At 75.1% G+C, this 23,157-nt stretch carries 21 protein-coding genes; 12 read left to right on the top strand and 9 right to left on the bottom strand.

The features are described from left to right. Positions 1–159: 159 nt before the first annotated feature. On the bottom strand, positions 160–2,553 hold the full coding sequence (locus ACGFSC_RS02055) for a hypothetical protein (RefSeq protein WP_359910384.1): 2,394 nt from the start codon (positions 2,551–2,553) through the stop codon (positions 160–162). Between the two features lie 61 nt (positions 2,554–2,614). Continuing rightward, entirely contained in the window at positions 2,615–4,519 is a 1,905-nt protein-coding gene (locus ACGFSC_RS02050; protein ID WP_359910382.1) for an ATP-binding protein, read from the bottom strand. Between the two features lie 274 nt (positions 4,520–4,793). Here ACGFSC_RS02050 and ACGFSC_RS02045 point away from each other — a divergent pair, with 274 nt between their 5' ends. After that, a complete protein-coding gene (locus ACGFSC_RS02045; RefSeq protein WP_359910379.1) occupies positions 4,794–5,174 on the top strand; it encodes a hypothetical protein in 381 nt (126 codons plus the stop codon). Here ACGFSC_RS02045 and ACGFSC_RS02040 read toward each other — a convergent pair. Next, complete coding sequence (locus ACGFSC_RS02040; RefSeq protein ID WP_359910376.1) at positions 5,171–6,376, bottom strand: TetR/AcrR family transcriptional regulator; 1,206 nt, start codon at positions 6,374–6,376, stop codon at positions 5,171–5,173. The genes ACGFSC_RS02045 and ACGFSC_RS02040 overlap by 4 nt on opposite strands. A 287-nt stretch (positions 6,377–6,663) precedes the next feature. On the opposite strand from ACGFSC_RS02040, the gene ACGFSC_RS02035 reads away from it, so the two are divergent. Continuing rightward, the gene (locus tag ACGFSC_RS02035) at positions 6,664–7,821 is read left to right on the top strand and encodes an acyl-CoA dehydrogenase family protein (protein ID WP_359910373.1); all 1,158 of its coding nucleotides are present in this window, start codon (positions 6,664–6,666) and stop codon (positions 7,819–7,821) included. Between the two features lie 79 nt (positions 7,822–7,900). Here ACGFSC_RS02035 and ACGFSC_RS02030 read toward each other — a convergent pair whose 3' ends face one another. Further along, a complete protein-coding gene (locus ACGFSC_RS02030) occupies positions 7,901–8,167 on the bottom strand; it encodes a hypothetical protein (protein WP_359910370.1) in 267 nt (88 codons plus the stop codon). A 131-nt stretch (positions 8,168–8,298) separates the two neighbouring features. On the opposite strand from ACGFSC_RS02030, the gene ACGFSC_RS02025 reads away from it, so the two are divergent. Next, on the top strand, positions 8,299–8,616 hold the full coding sequence (locus ACGFSC_RS02025) for a cupin (protein WP_359910367.1): 318 nt from the start codon (positions 8,299–8,301) through the stop codon (positions 8,614–8,616). A gap of 76 nt (positions 8,617–8,692) precedes the next feature. Here ACGFSC_RS02025 and ACGFSC_RS02020 read toward each other — a convergent pair whose 3' ends face one another. Continuing rightward, positions 8,693–9,283: a TetR/AcrR family transcriptional regulator gene (locus ACGFSC_RS02020; protein WP_359910364.1), complete on the bottom strand. Its 591-nt coding sequence runs from the start codon at positions 9,281–9,283 to the stop codon at positions 8,693–8,695. Between the two features lie 143 nt (positions 9,284–9,426). On the opposite strand from ACGFSC_RS02020, the gene ACGFSC_RS02015 reads away from it, so the two are divergent. The 6 genes from ACGFSC_RS02015 to ACGFSC_RS01990 all read left to right on the top strand — a co-directional run bounded on the left by ACGFSC_RS02015 (position 9,427) and on the right by ACGFSC_RS01990 (position 15,666). Further along, positions 9,427–10,989, top strand: a complete 1,563-nt coding sequence (locus ACGFSC_RS02015) for an MFS transporter (RefSeq protein WP_359910361.1) — start codon at positions 9,427–9,429, stop codon at positions 10,987–10,989. A gap of 266 nt (positions 10,990–11,255) precedes the next feature. Next, on the top strand, positions 11,256–11,825 hold the full coding sequence (locus ACGFSC_RS02010; RefSeq protein WP_359910358.1) for an isoprenylcysteine carboxylmethyltransferase family protein: 570 nt from the start codon (positions 11,256–11,258) through the stop codon (positions 11,823–11,825). A gap of 211 nt (positions 11,826–12,036) precedes the next feature. Further along, positions 12,037–12,345 (top strand): Sec-independent protein translocase subunit TatA, encoded by a 309-nt coding sequence (gene tatA / locus ACGFSC_RS02005; protein ID WP_359910355.1) that lies wholly within the window; start codon positions 12,037–12,039, stop codon positions 12,343–12,345. A 168-nt stretch (positions 12,346–12,513) separates the two neighbouring features. Continuing rightward, positions 12,514–13,890 carry a hypothetical protein gene (locus tag ACGFSC_RS02000; protein WP_359910352.1) on the top strand — a complete coding sequence of 459 codons (1,377 nt, stop codon included), beginning with the start codon at positions 12,514–12,516 and terminating at the stop codon, positions 13,888–13,890. Positions 13,891–14,108: 218 nt separating this feature from the next. Beyond that, complete coding sequence (locus ACGFSC_RS01995; RefSeq protein WP_359910349.1) at positions 14,109–14,630, top strand: ion channel; 522 nt, start codon at positions 14,109–14,111, stop codon at positions 14,628–14,630. 325 nt (positions 14,631–14,955) lie between these two features. Next, positions 14,956–15,666 carry a class I SAM-dependent methyltransferase gene (locus tag ACGFSC_RS01990; protein ID WP_359910346.1) on the top strand — a complete coding sequence of 237 codons (711 nt, stop codon included), beginning with the start codon at positions 14,956–14,958 and terminating at the stop codon, positions 15,664–15,666. Positions 15,667–15,846: 180 nt separating this feature from the next. Here ACGFSC_RS01990 and ACGFSC_RS01985 read toward each other — a convergent pair whose 3' ends face one another. The 4 genes from ACGFSC_RS01985 to ACGFSC_RS01970 all read right to left on the bottom strand — a co-directional run bounded on the left by ACGFSC_RS01985 (position 15,847) and on the right by ACGFSC_RS01970 (position 20,187). Then, entirely contained in the window at positions 15,847–15,993 is a 147-nt protein-coding gene (locus ACGFSC_RS01985; RefSeq protein ID WP_359902129.1) for a hypothetical protein, read from the bottom strand. 205 nt (positions 15,994–16,198) lie between these two features. Beyond that, positions 16,199–17,791: a protein kinase gene (locus tag ACGFSC_RS01980; protein ID WP_359902127.1), complete on the bottom strand. Its 1,593-nt coding sequence runs from the start codon at positions 17,789–17,791 to the stop codon at positions 16,199–16,201. Positions 17,792–18,223: 432 nt separating this feature from the next. Next, a complete protein-coding gene (locus ACGFSC_RS01975) occupies positions 18,224–19,315 on the bottom strand; it encodes a hypothetical protein (RefSeq protein ID WP_359902124.1) in 1,092 nt (363 codons plus the stop codon). Then, complete coding sequence (locus ACGFSC_RS01970) at positions 19,312–20,187, bottom strand: RNA polymerase sigma factor (protein WP_380352419.1); 876 nt, start codon at positions 20,185–20,187, stop codon at positions 19,312–19,314. Before ACGFSC_RS01970 ends, ACGFSC_RS01975 begins: the two co-directional genes overlap by 4 nt. A gap of 372 nt (positions 20,188–20,559) precedes the next feature. On the opposite strand from ACGFSC_RS01970, the gene ACGFSC_RS01965 reads away from it, so the two are divergent. From ACGFSC_RS01965 to ACGFSC_RS01955, 3 genes are all read left to right on the top strand, one after another. Beyond that, positions 20,560–21,270, top strand: coding sequence for a hypothetical protein (locus ACGFSC_RS01965; RefSeq protein ID WP_359902123.1), 711 nt, complete (start codon positions 20,560–20,562; stop codon positions 21,268–21,270). Between the two features lie 157 nt (positions 21,271–21,427). Continuing rightward, complete coding sequence (locus ACGFSC_RS01960; protein WP_359902120.1) at positions 21,428–22,189, top strand: VC0807 family protein; 762 nt, start codon at positions 21,428–21,430, stop codon at positions 22,187–22,189. 158 nt (positions 22,190–22,347) lie between these two features. Next, positions 22,348–23,091: a tyrosine-protein phosphatase gene (locus ACGFSC_RS01955; RefSeq protein WP_359902117.1), complete on the top strand. Its 744-nt coding sequence runs from the start codon at positions 22,348–22,350 to the stop codon at positions 23,089–23,091. The last annotated feature ends 66 nt before the right edge of the window (positions 23,092–23,157 follow it).

Here is a 23,157-nt window from a genome sequence, read left to right as displayed (position 1 = left end):
ACAGTAAAGCATTGACAAAGACTCGGCTGGAGGCGGAAAGGTTCCCGGGCCGGCCCGCACACGGCCGGGCGCGGAGCGCGCGGCACGGCCGGGAACGCGCGCGGCCCCGGTGGGGGCCCGGGAAGGGCCGGCCCGCCGGGGCCGCGCGGTCGAGGACGGTCAGAGCCCGTAGCGCTCGACGATCTCCTCGTGCCGGGCGGGGGCCGCGCCGGCCGCCTTGGCCAGCTCCGCCCAGGCGAGCGGGTGGGCCCAGCCGTCGGTCAGCCGCAGCAGCAGGGCGTCGGCCTCGGCGGCCGAGGCGGTCGGCGGGACGCCGAGGGCCGCGTAGACACCGGGCAGGGTGTCGCCGCCGTCCGCCGGGTCGGTGATCCGGTACTGCTCCCCGCTGTACACCCAGACCGCGTACCCCGCCCCGTGCAGCTCGTCCCGCAGGGCCGACCACTGCTCGTCGCCGGGCCAGCCGCCGTCGATCCAGTAGGTGGTGTACCCGGCCGGGTCGAGCAGGGTGAGCAACTCGAACACCGGGCGCCAGCGCTGCCGCTCCTCCTCGGGGGCGTCCTCGGCGGGCGGGCGCTCCAGCAGGGCCGGGGCGAAGACCACCACGTCGCCGTGGTTGAGCGTCAGGTCGTCCCCGAGCACGGGCAGGATGCGGGCGGTGGCCGGGCCGGTCCGCAGGGCGGGCAGGTCGGACGTCGCGCCGTTGGTGCGGGTGGCCCGGACGGTGACCAGCTGCCACTCCTCGTCCACCGGGCCCTCGGGCTCGTCGAACTCGATGTCGAGCAGCGCGCCGGTGGAGCGGACCACCGCCCAGTCCCGGTTGGCGGTGGCCGCGGTGATCAGGTGCCACAGGTCCGGCTCCCGGACCGCCCGGTGGCCGTCCTCCTCGGCGGAGTCCTCGGCGGAGTCCTCGGCGCTGTCCTCGGAGGTGTCCGCGGCCGGCGCCGCGCGCTCCAGCAGTTCCAGGTACATCCGCTGCGCGGTGGCGTGGTCGCCCAGCTCGGTGGCGGCGTGGGCGGCGAGGCGACGGGTGTTGATCACCTCGTCGTCCAGCACCAGGATCGCCCGGCACTGCTCCAGCGCCTCGGTCCAGCGGCCCTCGGCGGCGGCCCAGCGGGCGCGTATCCAGTGCCCGTCGGCCGGGGCGGAGACGGCCACCCGGTCGGCGAGGCGGCGGATGCCCTCGGCGTCCCGGGCCTCGATCAGCATCTCGCCGAGCGCGCCGGTCAGCTCGCGGTCCGCCGGGTCGTCCTCCAGGTACCGCCACAGCAGGTCGGCCGCGGCACGGGCGTGGCCGAGGCCGCCCAGCACGGTGGCCAGGAGCACCGCCAGTCCGGTGGCGCCGGCCTGCTCACCCCGGTACCGGTCCAGGGCGACGGAGAGCAGGTCGGCGCCGGTCTCGTAGGGCACCCGGACCTCGGCCAGGTGCGCCGTCAGCTCGCCCGGCGGGACGGGCAGCTCGGGCTCCGGCAGTGCCTCGGCGGCCGCGCGCAGCGCAGCGACCTGCTCCGACACGCCGTCGGTGCGCCGCAGCCGGGTGAGCTTGCGCTCCCCGGTCACGGCGAGGGTGAGCGCCACCGTACGGGCACCGCGGGCGAGCGCGAGCCGCCCCGCCGCCAGCAGCAGGTCCACGCACGGGCGGTGCGCGCCGACGCCGTCCAGGTAGCCGACCCAGCCGGCCAGGACGGCGCCCAGTTCGGCGTCGTTCTCCCGGGCCCCGGCCGCGACCAGCAGCTCGACCGTCTGCGTCCAGGCGGTGCGCAGGTCGGCGTGCCGTTCGGCCTCGGCCCGCTCGGGCAGCAGGGCGAGCGCCTCCTCGGTGCGGCCGAGCGAGGCGAGCGCGCGGGCCCGCAGCAGGGCGCCCCAGCGCTGGTCGCGCTCGTCCAGCCGGCGCCCCTGCGTCTGCTCGGCCCGCTCGGCCGTCTCCAGCAGCTCCAGCACCTCCTCGTGCCGGCCCAGCAGGTGCAGGGTGCCGGCCCGGGCCTGGTGGAAGCGGAGCGAGACCGGCTGGCCGGCCGCCCGCATCCGGTTGGCCGCGGAGTCCAGGTGGTCCAGCGCCTCGGCCGCCCGGCCGTCGTCCTCCAGGGCGTCGGAGTACTCGCGGGACAGGCAGTCGTAGCAGGCCCGGTCGGGCTCGATCCGGTCCAGCGTCTCGCCGACCACGGCGAGCCGCTCGGCCACGTACCCCGGCCCGTCGACCCGGGCGTGGCAGATCGCGAAGTCCTGCACCACGCAGACGGACTGCGGGCAGTTCGCCGTCTCCTCCCGGTGCGCGAAGTCCAGCAGGTCGACCGCCTCGGGCAGCACCGCCTCGCCCTGCTGGCGCTTGTTCAGCAGGTTCTGCATCCGCCAGTGCCGCAGGTAGACCTCGACCCAGGGCAGGCCGAGCGCCCGGGCGGCGGCCACGGCCTCCGGGTAGAGCGCGTCGAGCTGCTCGTTCCGCCCCTCGGTGGCGTGCTCGGGCAGCTCGACGATGGCGTCGGCCAGCCGGTGGTGGCCGGCCTCGGCCAGCTGCCGGTGGGTGTCGCGCACCCAGGCCCAGATGTCGGTGGTCATGCCTGCTCCCCCTGCGTCGTGCTGATGAGGTGTCTACCGCACCCCACTGACAATCCGTCCGTCACCGCTCCTCCGAGAGCGCGCCGGGGCTGTCCGGGACCTCCGGCAGACCGGCCGGGACGGCGGCGGTCAGGGCGGAGACCGCGGTGCCGATGCCGGCCAGCGCGGCGGTGAGGTCGCCCTCGGACGGTCCGGACGAGGCCGCGGCCATGATCACCTTGATCGAGCGGAGCAGCCCGGCGGCGGTCGCGCTGCCGGTGTGCCCGCCGCGGTAGGCCGCCAGCAGGTCCCGGACCGCCGGGCTGGCCAGGTTGAGGTAGAGCCGGGCCCGGACCTCGCCGTCGGTGCGGGCCGTGAAGGCGCGGGCCAGCCGCAGGGCGGCCGAGGGTATCCGGGCGTCCGCCCGGTCGTCCTCGATCCGGGCCTTCAGCTCGGCCTCGCGGTCCGGCACCAGCACCAGCGGCAGGCCGGGCGGGTCGAAGCGGGCCGGGACGAGCTGCTCGCCCGGGTCGGCGAGGGCGCCGGCCAGCCAGGCCGACTCGTGCTCCGGCAGCGGGCGCTCCGGGTCGCGGAACAGCTCGCGGTCGCCCTGCTCGCTGCCCAGCTCGACCACCCGGCAGCCGCGCAGCTGGGCGTAGCGGCGCAGGAACGGCAGGACGGCGTAGCGGTCTCCGCGGGCGATCGGCACCCGCATCGCCCGGTACAGCATCTCCTCGAAGCCGCCGCCGCTGCCGAGCGCGACGTGCACCGCGCCGCCTCCGGCCGCGCGCAGCGCGCCGGCCGTGAGGTCGCCCTGCGAGGTGGGCACCGGGACGTCGTCGGCGAGCAGGGTGAACAGCCGGTCGTCGCAGAGCGCGGCACCGAGCAGGTCGTTGCCGTGCCGGGCGAGGATGCGGCGCCACGCGGCGGGCCGCAGCCGGGCGGTCTCGTAGAGGCCGTCCACGATGGCGTCGGTGAGGGCCTTGCGCAGCGCGTGGTAGTGCTCGTCGCGCTGGAGGTCCTCGCGGCTGGCGGTGGGGGTGAGCCGGTTGGACTCGACCACGCCGCCGATGAACCCGGCCCAGCGGGGCAGCAGGTCGCGGGCGTCCTCGGCGAGCAGCATGCCGCGCAGGTAGACGGCGAGGTCGCGGTTGTCGCTGCTGCCGTAGGTGCCGCCGTCCTGGACCCAGAGCAGGCCGACCGCGTCGGTGACGTCCTCGACCGGGTGGACCGGGAACGCGGTGAGCGGCTCGAAGCGGCGGCCGAAGGCGGCGGCGAAGCGCATCCGGGCGGCGTACTGGTCGCCGTCGGAGGGGTGGCGCCAGGGCACCTCGACGGAGTTGACCGGCTGCTCGTCGTCCCCGAGGTGGACCGGGACCGGCAGCAGCACGCAGTAGCGGGTGAGCACGTCGCGCAGCACGTCCTCGTCGGCGAGGTGGGCGTGCTCGGCCTTGAGGGTCAGCTCGACCACCGTGCCCGGGCGGGGCCGGGCGGGCACCGGCTCGACCCGGTACTGCTCGCCGCCGCGGCTGCGGTAGCGGTGGCCGAGGTGCGGTTCGCGGTGCGAGGTGGTGGTGACGGTGACCTCGTCGGCGACCGAGAAGGCGGAGAGGAAGCCCAGGCCGAAGGCGCCGATCAGCTCCTGGTTGCCGGTCAGTTCGCGCAGCATCCGGGTGTAGCCGGTGCCGACGGTGGCCAGGTAGGAGTGGATCTCGGGTTCGGTGAGGCCGGCGCCGGTGTCCTCGATGGCGACGGTCCGCCGGGCGGCGTCGGCGCGCACCCGGATCAGCGGGCGGTGGTCGCCGTCCGGGTCCTCCAGGAGCCGGCGGGTGTGCGAGTCGTGCGCGTTCTGGACGAGTTCGCGCAGGGCGACCAGCGGGGTGGAGTAGAGGTGGGTGGCGAGGACGTTCACCAGGCCGCCGAGATCGACCTCGGTCGTGCGCAGCTCCTCGGCGGGGGTGGGCTCGGGCGGGGCACCATCAGACATGGGTCCCCAGTGTGCCAGTGCGACTATCTGGCGACCATTTCTTTCTTCTTCGGCACCCTCCTGACGGAATGACGGAATACCGTCAACTTCGAATTGACCGATCCTCCCCCATCGGGGGAATTGCCACCCGTTCGGTGGAGTTCGTCCACCGCACTGGTGAATGCTGAACCGGCGACGTACGTACGGCGAGCCGCCCGGCCCCGCGGGCCACGGCGCCCCGGAGCGGCCACCCCGGACGGCGCCACAGTCCGCACTTCTCGCCAGGGAGACCAGCGTGTCCCGTATTCGCGCAGCCGCCGCCACCGCCCTCGGGGCGTTCCTCCTCGTCGGCGTCGGCGCCGCCACCGCACACGCCGACGACGGCGCCGGCGCGGCCGACCACTCCACCGGCAGCGTGGTGAGCGACGCGGGCTCCGGCAACATCATCGGCGACGTCCACGGAAACGTGGTCAACACCCAGCAGACGGCCACCGGTTCGGGTGCGGGCAACCAGAACAACAACCTCGCGGTGACGGGCAACGGCGGAAGCGTCAGCGGCACCCAGAACAACAGCGGGAACACCGGCACCCCCCAGGGCAGCGGCGGGAACTCCCGGGGCACCGGCGGGAACTCCCGGGCCACCGGGGCCACCGGGGCCACCGGGGGCAACCGCTAGAGCGCCCCTCCCCCGGACGTCCCCAGCACCGCCCGGCCGAGCCGCAGCAGGCAGTCCCCGAGGTCCGGCCTGGTGCTGTGCGGACGGTTCCGCACCCCGTCGTTGACCAGCGCGAACAGTGCGTGCACCCGGATCCGGGCGGCCGCCGGGTCGAGCCCGGGGTGCACCTGGCGCAGCAGGCCGACCCAGGTGCGCAGGAAGTCCCGCCGGAAGTCCACCGCGGCCCGGCGGTCGGGCGGGGCCAGCCGCTCCGTCTCGCTCAGCATGGCGCCCAGGTAGTCCCCGTTGCGCAGCGCGAAGCCGACGTACGCGCCCAGCCCGGCCTCCAGCGCCGCCCCGGGCCCGGCGGCGGCCGTGATCGCGCCGTCCACCTCGTGCCAGAGCCGCTCGCGGCTGCGCACCAGCGAGGCGGCGAGCAGCTCGGCCTTGCTGTCGAAGTGCCGGTACACGCTGGGACCGGATATGCCGACGGCGGCGCCGAGTTGGTCGGTGCTGACGTTGTCGAAGCCGCGCTGGTGGAACAGCCGGACGGCCGCCGCGAGCAGCTCCTCCCGGCGCGCCCGCGGCCTGGGCTCCGGCGCCGCCGGCACCGGCCCGGAGGCGGACTCCGGCACCACCGGCACCGGCCCGGCGCAGGGCCCCGCGGCCGTACCGCCCAGGGGGACCGCCAGGACGGCCGCGACCATCCCGCGCAGCAGCGCCTCGGCCCGTCGGGGCTGCGGAGCCGCCGACTGGTAGGACAGCCCGGCGCAGGCCGAGAGCGCCGACCAGCAGAGCAACTCGGCGTCCCCGGCAGCGAGTTCCGGCCGTTCCACGCGCAGCACCGCGACCATCAGGGCGACGTCGGCGCGCAGTTCACGGCGCAGCGCCGCCCGCCGGGCCGGCGGCAGCAGCCGGGCGTCGCGCTGCACCAGGGTGCCGAGCGGGCGGTGGCCGACCGCGACGGCGGCCAGCGCGGCGCCGAGGTCGGCGGTGGTGCGGGCCGGGCGCAGGCCTTCGGCGAGCGCGTCCAGGCCCAACCGGACGGCCCGGTCCAGCAGTTCGGGCTTGCCGCGGAAGTGCCGGTAGAGCGCGGGCGCGGTGATGCCGACACCGGCGGCGACCTCGGTCATCGAGACCTGGTGGTAGCCGCTGCGGTGGAAGCGGTCGGCGGCCACGGCCAGGATCTGGGCGCGCCGCCCGGGCGGCCGTCGGACCACCATGGCGAGCCTCCCTCCCCTTCGGCCGGGCACCGGCCCGGCACTGGTCCCGCACCGGCCCGGCACTGGTCCGGCACGGCGCCGGCCGCTGGAACGGGACCGTGACCGGCGTCGGCGGAAGGCTAGCAAGGATTCACTTCGCACCCCGCCGACCGTGCTCCCCACCGGCTTTTCGCGCCCGGCCGACTCTGGACAGCCGAAGCTACCCCGGATTAACTTGTGGAGCCACCACCAGGCAGGTTCCGCCCCGGCCGGCAGCCCCGGCCGGCGCCGTCGAAGGGAGCGCCGCCGTGCGCCGCACCGTGTTCAACGAGGACCACGAGGCCTTCCGGGAGACCATCCGGGACTTCATCGCCAACGAGGTCGTCCCGGTCTACGAGAGCTGGGAGGCCGACGGTCACCCGCCGCGCGACTTCTACCGGCAGCTCGGCGAGCTCGGCGTCTACGGCATCGAGGTGCCGGAGGAGTACGGCGGCGCGGGCGAGAGCGGCTTCAAGTACCAGGCGGTGATCGCCGAGGAGACCGCCCGGGCGGGCGTGAGCTTCGGCTCCTCCGGCGTGCACACCGGCCTGGTGCTGCCGTACCTGCTGGAGTACGCGAACGAGGAGCAGAAGCGGCGCTGGCTCCCCGGTTTCGTCTCCGGCGACATCATGACCGCGATCGCGATGACCGAGCCGGGCGCCGGCTCCGACCTCGCGGGCATCTCCACCACCGCGCGGCTCTCCGAGGACGGCACCCACTACGTCCTGAACGGCGCCAAGACCTTCATCACCGGCGGCGTGCTGGCCGATCTCGTCCTGGTGGTCTGCCGCACCGCCCCGTACGACCCGGAGAACCGCCGGGCCGGGCTGTCCATCCTCTGCGTGGACACCGCCTCCGCGGGCTACACCGTCGGCCGCAAGCTCCAGAAGATCGGCCTGCGCACCTCGGACACCGCCGAGCTGGCGTTCAGCGACGTCCGGGTGCCGGTGGAGAACCTGCTCGGCGAGGAGGGCAGGGCCTTCTCCTACCTGACCCACAACCTGGTGCAGGAGCGGCTGGCGATCGCCGTCGGCGCGTACGCGGCGGCCGCGGCGGCGGTGCGGTTCGCGGTCCAGTACGTCAAGGAGCGCAAGGTGTTCGGCAAGGCGGTGGCCGAGTTCCAGAACACCAAGTTCACCCTGGCCGACTGCGAGTCCCAGGTGGTGGCGCAGCAGTCGATGGTGGACCGGGCGCTGGAGCTGTACCAGCACGGAGAGCTGACCGTCGCGGACGCGGCCGCGGCGAAGCTGTTCTGCACCGAGTCGGCCTCCACGGTGATCGACAAGTGCCTCCAGTTGCACGGCGGTTACGGCTACATCCTGGAGTACCCGATCGCCCGGCTCTACACCGACAACCGGGTGTTCCGGATCTACGGCGGCACCAGCGAGGTCATGCGCAGCATCATCGCCAAGTCGCTCGGCCTGTAGGGCCGTTCGGGTCCGACGGCACGGCGGGCCGCCGTTCCGCGGCGGCCCGCCCCGCTGTTCGCCGGCCCGGCGGGCGGGCTCAGTTCGGTGAGCTGTGCTCGGCGCGCCAGGCCTCCCAGCCCGCGTTGGACGCCACCTTCGCCTCCCGCAGGGCCCGCTGGGCGAGCGCGGTCGGCGGGGTGTCCAGACCGCGCACCCAGCTGCGGCCGGCCGCGATCAGCGCCGCGCACACCACCACCGTCCCGGTCGCGCTGAGCAGCGTGCCGATCGCGGTGAGCGCCACGCCGCCGGTCAGCAGCGGGCGGTTGACCTGGAACCCGGAAATGACTCTGTCGTTGGTCGCCATGCCTCCACGATGCGGGCAGTCGGCGGAGCCTGCACCTCGGACCGCCCGGCCGCGGCACTTCCGGGTGCGGGGCGCCCGGGCGTCCGCGACCCTGGGCTCACGGAGTGCGCCCGGAGCCAGGAGGAGGCGCGGTGCCCGATCTCGAACAGCTCGCCGTGGAGCACGCCGCCCGGGCGGCGGAGAGCCCGCACGGGCGCAGCGCCCACCTGGTCCTGCACGACGGGATCCTGCGGCAGACCGTGATCGCGCTGACCGCGGGCACCACGCTGGACGAGCACAACCCGCCCGCCGCGGGCAGCGTCCAGGTGCTGCGCGGCCGGGTCTCGCTGACCATCGCCGGCCGGCGGCTGGAACTGCCGGCCGGCCACCTGGAGCCCGTCCCGCAGGAGCGGCACGGGCTGCTGGCGCACGTCGACTCGGTGGTGCTGCTGACCGCCGTCACCGCGTAGCGGGCGAGGGCTCCGTGGAGGGAGAGGACTCCGCGGCGGGCGGGGACTCCGCAGCGGGCGAGAGCTCGGTAGCGGGTCAGTGCTCCACGGGGGCGAACACGCTGTCGCTGACCAGCCGCAGTCCCCGCAGGAAGTCCTGCCCGCCGGGCGCGAGCTCGGGCGCGGCCAGCCACTGGGCGCAGTAGCCGGCCAGCAGCGTCTGGTAGAAGGACCCGCGGGCGACCTCCTCCGCGGTGTCCGGCACCTCGGGCAGCCCCTGGAACACCGCGGCCAGTCCGAGCCGGCCCTCCTTCTGCGCCGCCGCGAAGGCGTCCGCCAGGTCGGGGGCGTGCCCCGCCTGGGCGAGCGCCTCGAACTGGGCCGCCCAGAGCCCGCGGTGCTCGACGAAGACGTCCCGCAGGCCGTCCCAGACGGCCGCGAAGCGCACCTCCGGGTCGTCCGACACCTGGTTGGCGGCGATCACCACCGCGCCCAGGGCCTCCCCCATCTCTCCGATCGCCTCGATCATCGCCGCGTTGAGCAGCGCCTCCTTCGAGCCGAAGTGGTAGCCGATCGCGGCCAGGCTGACGCCGGAGGCGGTCGCGATGTCGCGGGCGGTGGTGCGGCCGTAGCCCTTCTCGTACAGGCAGCGCTTGGCGCCGCCCATCAGGTCTTCGCGGTTTCCCATGCCCTGATCCTACGGAAGCCATGGACGAATGTCTCGCACATTCGTCTCACTCGGTCGTACGTCTTACTCGCTCGTCCGTCTTGCACGAGCGACTTGCACATATGTACTAGACAAGCGTCTGAGTCATCCGTACCGTCTTCCCCATGACCGCAACCACCGGCCGCGCAGGCCGTCGCGAATGGATCGGCCTGGCCGTCCTCCTGCTCCCGACCCTCGTCCTCACCATGGACATGGGCGTGCTCTTCTTCGCCGTCCCGTACATCTCCACCACGCTGGCGCCGAGCGGCACCCAGCAGCTGTGGATCATGGACATGTACTCGTTCCTGCTGGCCGGACTGCTCATCACGATGGGTGCGCTGGGCGACCGGATCGGCCGCCGCCGACTGCTGATGATCGGCGCCGCCGGCTTCGCGGGCGCCTCGCTGCTGGCCGCCTGGTCGCACGACGCCGACCAGCTGATCGCGGCGCGTGCGCTGCTCGGCGCCGCCGGGGCCACCGTGATGCCCTCGACCCTCGCGCTGATCCGCAACATGTTCCACGACCCCAAGCAGCGGCAGGTCGCGCTCGGCGCCTGGGGCGGCATCCTCACCGCCGGGGCCACCCTCGGCCCGGTCGCCGGCGGGCTCCTGCTGGAGCACTTCTGGTGGGGCTCGGCCTTCCTGCTCGCCGTCCCGGTGATGGCCCTGGTGCTGCTGGCCGCGCCCGTCCTGCTCCCCGAGTACCGCTCCACCGGCCGCACCGGCCGCTTCGACCTGCTCGGCGCCGTGCTCTCGCTGACCGCGATCCTGCCGCTGGTCTACGGCGTCAAGACGATCGCCGTCGAGGGCTGGAGCCTGCTGCCCGGGCTGGCCGTCTCCGCCGGACTGCTGCTGGCCGGTGCCTTCCTGTGGCGCCAGCGCACCGCCGCGAACCCGCTGCTCGACCTGAGCCTGTTCCGGATCCGCACCTTCAGCGGCGCGATCAGCGTCAACAGCATCGCGATGTTCGCGATGATGGGCTTCTCCCTCTTCACCTCGCAGTACCTCCAGCTGGTCAAGGGCATGAGCCCGCTGACCGCCTCGCTCTGGTCGCTGGTGCCGAGCCTGGGCGTCGGCGCCGCGGTCGGGACCAGCTCGGCGCTGGCCGGGAAGGTCCGCCCGGCGGTGCTGATGGGCGGCGGCTTCCTGGTCGGCTCGGCGGGCTTCGCGATGATGACCCTGGTCGGCCCGCACTCCCCGCTGGCGCTCATCCTCACCGCGGCCGGGGTGCTGGCCGCCGGGACGGTCGGCACCATGACGATGACCGCCGAGATGGTCGTCTCCGCCGCCCCGGTCGAGCAGGCCGGCGCCGCCTCCGCCACCTCCGAGACCGCCGTCGAGCTCGGCAGCTCGCTCGGCATCGCCCTGCTCGGCGCGGCCGGCGCCGCGGTCTACCGCCACCGGCTGGACGGCGCCCTCCCGGCCGGCGTCGACGGCGAGGCCGCCCGGAGCGCCCAGGACACCCTCGGCGGAGCGGTCACCGTCGCCGCCCACCTGCCCGGCCGACTCGGCGCCGACCTGCTGGAGACCACCCGCACCGCCTTCACCGACGGCCTGCACGTCGCGGCCGTGGTCGGCCTGGTCTTCGCCCTGGGCGCCGCCGTCCTGGCCTACCGCCTGATGCGGCACCTCCCGGCCGCCGCCCCCGCCACCGCCCCGGAACCCGCTCCGGAGCCCGCCGCCGTCTGACCCGTCCGACCCGTCCGGCCCGATCCACGCGAGTCATCGAGAGCCCCCGCCCATCCCGGGCGGGGGCTCTCCGCCGTCCAGGGAGCCGGCCTCCCGGGCGCCGCCCTCCCACCCCCGCGCAGCGGTCGCGCCGATCGCCCGAGCGGCCCCGCGCCGCGCCTCCACCCGGGGGTGGACCGCGCCGGGTCCACCCCCGGGCGCGTGTGCCGGCCGCCCGCCGGGAGGACCGTGGAAGCACACCTCGGATCGACCGCCGGGAGCCCCTCATGTCCCTGCCCGCCCTCCTCTCCCTCCTCGGCGTCCTCTGCTGGGTCGCCTACGAGCTGCTGCTGCGCCGGCGCGAGGACACCGCCGCCGGCACCTGGCACGCCGACCGCCGCGACCGCGGGTCCACCCGGCTGCTGCTCGGCTGCTACGTCCTGTCGGTCCTGGTCGTGGTGCTGTTCGAGCGCGCCGGGATCGGCGAACTGCCCTCCTGGGCCGCCTGGTTCGGGGTGGCCCTGGCGGTCGCCGGGCTGGCGCTGCGGGCCTGGGGCATGCGCACCCTGGGCCGCTACTACACCCGCACCCTGCGCACCGTGGACACCCAGCGCCTGGTCCGCACCGGCCCGTACCGGCTGATCCGGCACCCCGGGTACGCCGGCAGCCTGCTGGTCTGGGTCGGCTACGCGGTCGGCACCGGCAGCTGGGCGGCCGCCCTGGTGGTCGCGGCCCTGCTGCTCGCCGCGTACGGCTGGCGGATCTCCGCCGAGGAGCGGCTGCTGCTGGACGCCTTCGGGAGCGAGTACGCGCAGTACCGCCGGGCGACGAAGCGCCTGGTGCCGTTCGTCCACTGAACGCCCCGACGCGGTCGGCCGGGTGTGAGCTTCGGCACCCGTGTCCGGCCGGGCCGGTGCCGCCGCGCTCGCGATCCGCTCGAACGGCACCTGGTTTTTGGCCAGCGTTTCCCGGCTGGTGTATCCGTTCGCCGTCAGGTACAGGCATACTGGCCAGCACGGGCGCAAGCGCCCGCCATGACTCCTGACAAGAAGGGACCGGTGGCCAGGGATGCTGCGGAACGGTCTTGAGCCCTGGCACATTCTCGTGGTGCTGGCGGTCGTAATCCTGCTGTTCGGATCGAAGAAGCTGCCCGAGATGGCCCGTGGCCTGGGCAAGTCCATGCGCATCCTGAAGGCCGAGACGAAGGCCATGCGCGAGGACGACACCCCGGCGGACGCCGCGGCCGGCACCGCGCAGAGCACCGCCGCTCCCCAGCAGGGCGCCACCGCTCCCCAGCAGAGCGCCGACCGCCCGGCCGTCACGCCGACCAACGTGACCAAGGCCACCGAGACCAAGCGGCCCGAGACGACCGCCTGAGTCCGCCCCTTCCTCCGGAAAGCCCCTGGTGAACCACCAGGGGCTTTCCGCGTTCCGGGGCCGTCCTGAAGCGTTCCGGGACCGCTCCGGCCACCGCCCCTCCCGACTGGCCGTCCGATCTGATCCGTTGTCTCCTGGTATGCACCCACCGGAGGAACGGAGCCCGGCATGCCGACCGACGAATCCGGCGCCGGGCCCGAGGGCGGGCCCGGCGACGAACTGGAGGAGCTGCGGGCGCGGCTGAGCGCCGTCGAGGCCCAGGAGGCACGGCTCGCCGAACAGTTGGCCGCCGGGCCGACCGCACTCCCGGCGGACCGCCCACCGCCCCGGCACCGGGTCCGCTCCTTCCTCGCCGCCCTCCTGATCGTGCTGGCCTGCGCGCTCACCCCGCTCGGCGCCCTCGCGCTCTGGGCACGGTCCGAGATCAGCGACACCGACCGCTACCTCGCGACGATGGCCCCGCTGGCCGAGGACCCCAGGATCAAGGCGGCCGTCACCGACCGGGTGACCGCAGAGATCATGAAGAAGCTCCCGCTCGACTCGCTGCTCGACGGCCTCGCCCCGGACGACCGGCCCAAGCTCGGCGCCCTGCTGGGCGGCATCGGCCAGGCCCTGGACGACGGGCTCGGCAGCCTCGTCCACGCCCAGGTCGAACGGCTCGTGAACAGCGACGCCTTCGTCACCCTCTGGACGGACGTCAACCGGGACGCCCACGCCGCGGTCGAGAAGATGGTGACCGGGCAGGGCGGCGGCGCCGTCGAGGTGCACGACGACACCGTGGTGCTCGACCTCGCCCCGGTGATCGCCCGGGTGAAGTCCGCGCTGGTGGAGCAGGGGCTCCCGCTGGCCTCCCGGATCCCGGAGATCCACACCTCCTACCCGCTGGTGCGGTCCGACGCCCTCCCCGAGGTCCGCACCACCCTGCGGGTCCTGGACCTGGCCGGCTTCTGGGTGCCGGTGCTGGCCGGGGCCTGCGCGCTCGGCGGTGTGCTGCTCGCGACCCGGCGCCGCCGGGCGGTGGTGGCGACGGCCCTCGGCATGGCGGGCGGGGCGCTGCTGCTGGGCATCGGGCTGAGCGCGTTCCGGGCCGTCTACCTGGACCGGCTCCCGGCCGATGTCGACCAGGCGGCCGCCCGGGCGGTGTACGACACCCTGGTGCGGTACCTGCGCTCGGCCGTCCGGGTGGTGGTCACCCTCGGCCTGCTGGTCGCCCTCGGCGCCTGGGTGATCGGCCCCGGACGGTGGGCGCGCACCGTCCGGGGCGGCTGGCGCGCCGGGCTGGGCGCGGTGCGGCGGGTGGCCGCACGGGCCGGACTGCGACTCGGGCCGGTCGGCCGGTTCGTCCACCGCTGGAAGGCCCCGCTGGGCTGGCTGGCGGTCGCCCTCACGGCGCTGGCCTTCGTGCTGTGGAGCCATCCGACGGTGCTGGTGACGCTCTGTCTGGCGCTCGGGCTGCTCGCCGTCCTGGCGGTGCTGGAGCTGCTGGACGCGCCGGGGCAGGACCGGGCGGGACGGCCCGGGGACGGAGCCGGGGCCTCGGCCTGAGGGGCGGCCTTCCGGGGCGCGGGGCCTTCCGGGGCGCGGGGCCCTCCGGGGCACGGGGACCTCCGGGGCCGGCGGGGCGCGAAGACCTCCGGAGAACGGCCGAAACGGAGCGGCCGCGACTGCGGCGGCCGGCGGCCGGTACGGCGACGGCGCGGGGGCTCGCCCGATCGGACCAGGCGGGCGAGCGGACGGGACCGGGCCCGGGGAGGCTGGGCGGGATGTCCGAGAACCCTCCACCCCCTGCCGACCTGCGGGCCTGGCTCTGGCTGCTGATCGCGTCGACGCTGCTGATGGTCGGGTACTTCACGCTGCCCCTGGAGTGGCTCGGCGAGCGCCGGCCGGTGCTGAGCTGGCTGGTGTTCGCGGGGGCGCTGGTCGGGCTGACCTGGCTGATGCTGGCCAAGATCGTCGGGGTGATGCGGGGGACGGCCAAGCGGCCGGTGGTCTGGCTGGCCTTCCTCATCTTCCTGGCGCTGACCATCTTCGCGGGGACGTACTACGTGATGGGCGCGCACAAGTCGGAGTTCGCCGGGCTGGAGACCCGGCTGGACGCGCTGTACTTCACCGTGGTGACGATGGCGACGGTCGGGTACGGGGACATCACCCCGGCCGGGCAGACGGCGCGCCTCGTGGTGGTGCTGCAGATCGGGTACAACTTCGTGTTCCTCGCGGCGGCGGCCGGAACGGCGTCCCGGGCGGTCCGGGGGAACGTGGAGCGGCGGATCCGACGGCAGGACTGAGGCCGGCGCGGACGGCAACGGACGTCCGCCCGGCGCCCCTGCGGCCACCCCGCCGGCACCCCTGCGCCCACCCCGCCGGAAGGCCTTTCCGACAATCCGTCAAAATTCTTTAGTTCTTTGACAGTTGGCTCCACACCGGCCACCCCGTCGAGGGCAGCGGGTCGAGCGCCGGAACCCGGCCGGCACCACGCTCCGGCCAACCGGGCTGCCCGGATCCGCGAGGACGCCGTACCCGTAAAGTGACCTCACAAAATTCTCATGTTTTCGCTCGGCCGGACGACGCGTTCCGCGGCGGCCAGGGAGACGAAGAAGTCCGGGAGGGTCCGTGGAAGGTCATGAGGTACGCAAGCTCGCCGAGCTCGAAGACCGGCACTGGTGGTACAAGGAGCGGCGGATACTGCTGGGCCGGGAGCTCGCCAAGTTCAGCAAGGCGGGCACCGCGCTGGACATCGGGGCCGCGGGCGGTGGCAACACCCGGGTGCTGAGGGCGAACGGCTGGAAGCCGATCGCGATCGAGTACGGGGAGGAGGGCGCCCAGGTGGCCCGCGACCGCGGGCTCACCGTGATGCGGGCCGACGCCCGCAGGCTCCCGGTCGCCGACGGCGCGATCGACTTGGTGGTCGCCTTCGACGTGCTGGAGCACATCGAGGAGGACGACGCGGCGATGGCCGAGATCCACCGGGTGCTGCGCCCCGGCGGAGTGGCACTCATCGCGGTGCCGAGCGACATGAGGCTCTGGTCGGCGCACGACGTCGCGGTCGGCCACGTCCGCCGCTACACCCGCGACACCCTGCGCGAGGTGATCGTCGGCAGCGGCTTCACCATGGAGACCCTGGACAGCTGGAACGTCCTGCTCCGCCCGGCCGCCGCCTGGCGCCGGAAGAAGAGCACCGGCAGCGACCTGGACGACGTTCCGGCCTTCATCAACACCGCGCTCAGCACGGTGATCGCCGCCGAGCGCTACCTGCCCGTCCAGGGCCTGCCGGGTGTCTCCCTGCTGACCCGGGCCCGCAAGCCCGTCACCGCCGCCCGGTAGGCGCCACCAGGGTTTCCGTCGGCCCCTTGCCGCGCAAGGGGCCGACGGGCGTGCGCCCCGACGTTTCCGCCGGGCGGTCGGCGGAGTCTCCGCCGCGGCCGGTGCGGGTGGTGCACAGCACTGTCCACAGGCTGTGGACAGTGCTGTGCACTCCGGAACGGCCGATGCGGCTCGGGCCGATCAGCCCCAGATCATGTCCTCCGCGACGACCGTCGCCGCGGTGTTCTGCGCGGGCGCCTCCCAGGCCGTGGTACCGGCGATGGCGAAGAGGCCGGCGGCCACGGCGAGCGCGGCGATGGACCGCTTGAAGATCTTGGTGCGAGACATGGAAATCCTCTCGAAACTGCACGAAAAGGCGAAACCGCCCCCCGTGACGGACGCTCCCCAGCGCTTGATCAACAGGCTAGCCACAGCAGCGCGTTGGGGGAAATGACCGCCGGACGAACCGGGACGCACCACCCGCGGACACCCTCACCCGCGGCAAAGGACACGAATCCGCCTCCGCGAAGCCGGTGGCAGGCGGCCGGGCCCGTCAGTCGTCCTGGAGATCGACGGCGGTGTGCAGGGTGGCGAACAGGGCCGAGAGGCGGGCGTTCCAGTTGGCGTACGTCGGGACGTCGATGGCGTGCTTCTTGCCCATGTCCTTGACCACCTTCTGGGCGTCCTTGAGCTCCTGCGCGGCGTCGTCCGGGTTGCCCTCGTTGAGGCGCGCGGCGGTGGTGTCGAGGATCCTCAACAGGTCGGTCTGCTTGTCCCGCTCCCTGCCGACCTGCGCCTGGGCGACGGCCTGGCGGAAGGCCTGGATCTGCAGCGCCGCGGGCTGGTTGCGCGGGACGGCCTGGGTGGGGGCCGGGGGCGCGGACGGCGCCGCCGAGCTGCTGGTGGGCGCCGCGGAGGCCTTCGGGGTGGGCGTCGTGGTCGGGGCGGTGGACGGGGCGGTGGACGGGGCGGTGGCCGCGGCGGGCTTGGCGGCGGCCGCGTTGCCGGCCGGCTCGTCGAAGGCGGTGAGGGCGAGCGCGGTGACGCCGGCCAGGCCCGCCACGCCCAGCGCCCCGAACACCAGCGGCTTCCGCCGGCTGCGGGCAGGAGAGGGCGGGTTCCCGGGCCCGGGCCTCGGGACCGGGACGTAGGCGGGAGCCGCCGGGGCGGGGATCGGCGCCATCACCGAGGTGGCGGCCGGCGGCTGGGGCGGCAGCACGGTGGTGTGCTGCTGGTTCGGCGCCGGGAAGTGCGGCACCGGCGGCAGCAGCTGGGTGGCGGCCCCGCCCGCGTTCGCGAGCAGCTCCGCCGTCGGGTCGGCGACCATCAGCCCCGGTACGGTGCCGAGGAGTTCGGCCCGGGCGGTGGCCGCGTCGGCCGGGCGGTCGGCCGGGTTCTTGGCCAGCAGCCGCAGCACCGCCGCGTCCAGCGCGGGCGGCAGGCCCGGGCGGCGGACGGACGGCGGCAGCGGATGCTCGCTGACGTGCTTGAAGGCGATCGCCACCGGAGTCTCGGCGGTGAACGGGGTCGCGCCGGTGAGCATCTCGGTCAGCACGCAGCCGACCGCGTACAGGTCCGTCCGCCCGTCCAGTTCCGAGGCGGTGGCCTGTTCGGGCGAGAGGTAGGCGGCCGTACCGAGCACGCTCGCGGTCTGGGTCAGGTTGCTGGAGGAACCGGCCCTGGCGATGCCGAAGTCGACGACCTTCACCCCGCCGTCATCGGTGATCATGATGTTCCCGGGCTTGATGTCCCGGTGCACCAGCCCGGCCGCGTGCGCGACCGACAGCGCCTCGCAGACCGCCGCCGCGATGCCCACGGCGCGCTCCACCGGCAGCGCCTGCTGCTCCGCCAGCAGGGCGGCCAGCGAACGGCCGTTGACGAGCTCCATGACGATGAACGGGGTGCCCTGGTCCACGCCCGAGTCGAAGACCATGACGATCCTCGGGTGCGCCAGCATGGCCGCGTGCTGCGCCTCGCGGCTGAAGCGCTCGGCGAAGCGGGGGTCGTCGGCGAGTCCGCCGTTGAGGACCTTGACGGCCACCTGACGGCCCAGCACCCGGTCCGTCCCGCGCCAGACGGTGGCCATGCCGCCGACGCCGAGCAAGTCGACGAGTTCGTAACGCCCGTTCAGCGCCCGTCCGATCACCTGGAGCTCCCCTCACGTGCCCTGCCCGGGGTCCCGGGCCGCCTCGTGCACCTGTGCACGATAGCCGCCCCGCCGAACGCGCCGACCAGGGGCGGAGGGTGGCGGTCGGGGGACCGGGCAGCGGTCCCCCGGCCGCCGGCACGGGGGTGCGGCCCGCCCTGACTGCGGGCGGGCGGGCCGCACGTTTCCGGGCCGGCCGGGCCGGCGGCGCGTCCGGGGGGTGCGCCTGCCGGTCCGGCCGGGGCCGGCCGGGCGGCCGGTGGGCACGGGGGAGCCGACCGGCCACCCGGGGTCTTCGGGTGGTACTGCTTCCTGCGGGTGGTGCGGGTCCTGCGGGTGGTACTGCTTCCTGCGGGTGGTGCGGGTGGTGCTGTTCCGGGCGGGCGGCGAGCCCGGGGGGAGTCGCTCGCCGCCCACCCGGAGTCCTGGGGGCTACCTCCCGGCCGACTGTTCGTTCTCGGTCCGGTCGGGCTTGTCCGGGCGGCCGTCCTGCGCGTTGGGGACGGCCGGGGCGGTCACGCCGGACTTGCCCGGTCTGGTGCCGGCGCCGCCGGTGTCCTCGCCGTCGCTGCCGCCGTTGGCGTTGCCGCGCCCGCTTCCGCTGCCGCTTCCGTTGCTGTTGCCGTTTCCGTCGGTCCGGCCGCCGCCGGTGTTCCCCTTGCCGGATCCGGCGTTCGCCCCGCTGCCGCTGCCGGTGCGGCCGGGGTCGCGCGTCGGGCCGGTGGCGCCCTGGTGGTCGCCGTCCTCGTCGTCGATCGCGGCCCGGCAGTAGTCCGTCACGCGGTCCGCGCCACCGGCCGCCGCGATCAGCGGGCCGTACAGCGATTCGCCGGCCAGTCGGCTCGGGCGGTCGCCCTTGGCCGTACGGTCGGCGAAGCCGGTGCAGAGGCCGAGCAGCGCGGGCGGGACGGCCGAACGGCCACCGCGCCCCTCGGGCGAGGGGGTGCCGGGCGTCGCGGGGCCGGACGGGACGACCGCCTGCGGTCCGGCGGAGGCGCTGCCGGACGGACGGGCGGAACCGGACGCCACGGCACCGAACGGGGCCACGCCCGCCGACGACCCGACGACCGCCGGGCCCGACGCCGGGCCGGTGGCAGCGTCCCGGCCGGCGAGCCTGTGCTCCGGCGCGGACGGGCCGCCGCCCAGCGCGGGCGGCAGGTTGCCGGTGCCGGCGGCGACGGCGACACCGCACAGCGCGGTGGTGCCGAGCACGACGGCAGTGGCCTTCGTGCTGAAGGCCCTGGCCAGCACCGCGGTTGCCATCGATCGTCTCCGGACGGGGGTCACTGTCGGGTGGGGCGTGAGACTCGCCTCCCGGAACGCGGCCAGGGCGGCCTCCTCCCCGGCCAGTTCGCCGGCCGTCGCGGGGGCGGCGGCCGCGGCGAGCACCCGGGCGAGTTGCCCGGGACCGCCGTCCGGTCCGGTGAGCGAGGCGTCCTGCCCGGCCGACGGGCCGCCCACGGCACCACCGAGCAGCTGCTCGGCGGCATCACGGTCGATCCGACGGGATCGGTTGGTGCTCATCTCATGTCCTTCAGCGTCGCGGCCCGGCGTTCTGTCACACCCTGCGGAGAACTTTTTTTCGCGGGTTTCCCCACGGGTCGCCCGACGGCCTCGCCCCCGCCCACTCCGGCCGCCGCCCCGGCGGCGTTCCCCGCGGCCCCGGCGCCCGGTCCGGCCTGGGCCCCGGCCGTCGCCGCACCGGCCCGGGCCGCCGGGATACCGCCCCCGGAGGCGCGCGGCTCGACCAGCTTGGCCAGCCGCCGCAGCCCCCGGTGGGCGGCCATCCGGACGCTGCCGGCCCGCTTGCCGAGCACCCGGGCGGCGCTCTCCGCGTCCAGATCCATGACCACCCGCAGCAGCACGGCCTCGGCCTGGTCGCGCGGCAGCCGGGAGATCAGGGCCAGCGCGTCCGCGGTGCCGACCGTGGTCAGCGCCGCACGCGCGGTGTCGTCCCCCGCCGCCAGCTCGACCAGTTGCTCGAACGGCAGGTCGGTGACCGGACGGCGGCGCCGGGCGCGCAGGTGGTCGAGGGCGCGGTGGCGGGCGACGGTGGCGGCCCAGCCGCGGAAGCCGTCCCCGTCGCCGGAGAAGCCGCGCAGGTCGCGGGCGATCTGCAGCCAGGTCTCGGAGGCGATGTCCTCGGCGTCCTGCGCGTCCTCCGGCCGGCCGCCGACCAGCACCCGCAGGTAGCGCAGCAGGCCCGGCTGGACGGTCCGGAACAGCAGCCGGAACGCCTGTTCGTCCCCGGCCTGCGCGGCCCGGACCGCCTCGGTCAGGTCGGGGGGAGCGGGGGCCGGGCCCGGCGGCGGGCCGGCGGGTGGGACTGGTCCGGACCGGCCGACGGGTCCGTCGGTGCCCGCTCCGGGGCGCTCTGCACTCTGCACCCGCCACATGATGCGCCATTCGGGCGAACACTTCGGCTCCGGCCGAACGACCGCCCGCGGCCGGGGCCAAGGTCCCGAGGACTGCTGTCGTTCGCCCACGGCCCGGACCGGCCCGTCCGGCCTACGTTGTCGGTAGGCGAAGCAGTCCGGGCCGACGGCCCGCCCCGACACAGGGTCCGCCGACGCACCCGGCCCGCCGCCGCGCCCCCGCCGTGTCCGAGGGCGCACGCACGACCCGTGCGGGCCCCGGTCGCACGACCCTGCCTGGTTTGAGCCGTGCCGCTGGGGACCAGCACTGACGGGGACCACCACCGGCGCCGGGCCCGGCACACCGCACCCGGCGCACCCGTCCGGCACCACGACCAGCAGGGAAAGACCGCGATGACGACCGCCCACGAGCTCCACGGGCTCCACGAGCTCCATGCGAAGGGCCTGCGCGAGCACCTCGCACCCGCCCTGCGCGCCCTGGGCCTCATCGGGTGGCGCCGGACCTTCAGCCTGCCGGACGAGACCCACTGGCTGCTGCTCGGCCTGGTCGAGCGCCCCGCCGCCGACCGGGTGCCCTTCACCTTCGAGCTCAGCGTGGTCCGCCGCACCGACTGGAGCGTCGCGGCCCTCCCCGGCCACCGGCCCGACCCGCGCACCCGGTACGGCGTCGAGACCTGGCGGGCCCGGATCGGCGAGGTGCTGCCGGTCGGCGAGGACGTCTGGTGGGAGGTGCTGCCCGGGCCGCGCTGGCAGCTCCCGCTGGACGACGCGGTCGCCGCCGTGCACCGTTACGGCCTGCCGGAGCTGCGGCGCCGGGCCGAGGCGGACCGCACCCCCGCCGGGGAGACCTACCTCCTGCCCGCCGAGCTGGAGTCGGTCAACGCCGCGCTGCTGACCGCGGCGGTGGCCCGGGTGCAGCGTGCCGAGCTGGCCGACGAGGCGCTGGTGCTGACCGGCGCCTGGACCCGCGGCGACGGCGTCGCCCGGACCGTTCTGGCGGGTGTCGCGCAGGGCTTCCTGTCCGCCGGCGACGAGCGCTACGGCACCGTCCGCTGCCTGGACACCCTGGGCCGCGCGCTGTGGACCTTCCCCGACGAGGGGTAGGAAATCCGCAGGTCGGAGGCGGTGTCACGGCGCGCACCATGACAACCGTCATGCGGATGACGCAACGGACGGCACTGCGCTGACGGAGGGTCGGACGGAAAGACTGGAGGCACGACGCGGGCAGCGGCCCGCGGCCACCAGCCGGGGAGGACCCACCGTGAGCCAGACCGTCAGTGCCGCCGCCGTCACCAGCACCGTCGCCCTCACCGGCACCACCCCGGCCACGTCCGCCGCCACCGGCGCCGCCACCCGTGCCAAGGCCCCCAACCCGCTGGTCTCCGGGCTCCGCCCGCTGGCCCTCGACGTGGCCGCCCCGCTGGCCGGCTACTACCTGCTGCACTCGGCCCTCGGCCTGAGCGAGTTCGCCGCACTGGCCTGGAGCAGTGCCTTCCCGGCCGCCCGGACCGTCCTCGGCCTGCTGGTCGAGCGCAGGCTCAACCTGTGGGCCGCCCTGATGCTGACCGTCAACCTGGCGGGCCTGGCGCTGACCTTCGTCACCGGCGACGCCCGCCTGATGATCGCCAAGGACGGCGGGCTGAGCGGCACCGTGGCACTGGCGATCCTGGTCTCCGCGCTGGTCGGCCGACCGGTGATGACCCCGATGCTGATGCCCTTCCTCACCAAGGGCCGGCCGGAGCGCGCGGCCGCCTGGCAGCGGCTGGTCGAGGGCCGGGCGGCCGGAGCGCGGGCCTTCCGCCGCCACGAGCGCCTGTTCTCGGGCATCTGGGGCACCGCGCTGCTGGCCGAGTGCGCGGCCCGGGTGGTCGGCGCCTTCACCCTGCCGGTGTCGACCATGGCCTGGCTGTCCACCGTCGTCCTGATCGGCGCGATCGTGGCCGGTTCGATGCTCGGCCAGATCGCGGTCGAGCCGATGGAGCGGCTGGTCCGCACCGAGACCGAGGCCCCGACCGCCGCCTGAGCACGCGGCCCGCCGCCTTCCCGAACACCCGGCTCCCCGAACACTTCCCTGAACGGCCGGTTCCCGGGACTCGAACGGCGAGGAACCATCCGGATCCCCCGGGAGTCGTTCATAACGAGGGGGTAACGGGACCCCCGCCGAGGAAAACGGGGACCCCCATGTACCGGACGACGCACGCGCCGAGCAGCACCGAGGACCGCACGCTCGTCTGGGACGGCTGCCTGAACGTCCGCGACCTGGGCGGCCTCCCCACCGCCTCCGGCCGGCCCACCGCCCACGGTGCGATGGTCCGGGCGGACAACCTGGACCGCCTCACCGCCGAGGGCTGGGACGCCCTCCTCGACCACGGTGTCCGCACCGTGGTCGACCTGCGCAACGCCGAGGAGTACAAGCCGCTCCTCCCGCTCCCCGAGGACGTCGAGCTGGTCCGCGTCCCGCTGGACGAACTGGCCGGCCCCGCCTGGTGGGAGGCCCACGGACGGCTGGACGGCACCCCGCTCGCGCTCCGCCCCTACCTGGACCACTGCCCGCACGCCGCCGCCGCGCTGGTCTCCGCGCTCGCCGACGCCCGCCCCGGCGGCGTGGTCGTGCACTGCGGCGCCGGCCGCGACCGCACCGGCCTGGCCGTCCTGCTGCTGCTCGCCCTGGCCGGGGTCGACCGGGCCGCGATCGCCGAGGACTACCTGATGAGCGGCCCCAACGTCCGTCCGCTGTACGGGATGCTGGGCCTGCCGGACCCGTACCGCCGGATCGACGCGGTGCTCGCCGAGGCCGGGACCACCGCCGAGGACGCCCTGGCGGCCGCGCTCGACGACTTCGACCCGGTCGGCTACCTGCTCGCGGCGGGCGTCGCGCCCGAGCGGATCGCCGCCGTCCGGGAGCGGCTGCTGCCCGCCGCGTAGCGCGGGCCCCGAAGCCGCCGGGGCTCCGAAGGGGTTCCCCGGGACGCCCGGGACGCCCGGGAAGAC

Source organism: Kitasatospora sp. NPDC048715 (assembly GCF_043198905.1).
GTDB lineage: Bacteria > Actinomycetota > Actinomycetes > Streptomycetales > Streptomycetaceae > Kitasatospora > Kitasatospora lactacystinica.
This window is presented reverse-complemented; position numbering and strand designations above follow the sequence as displayed.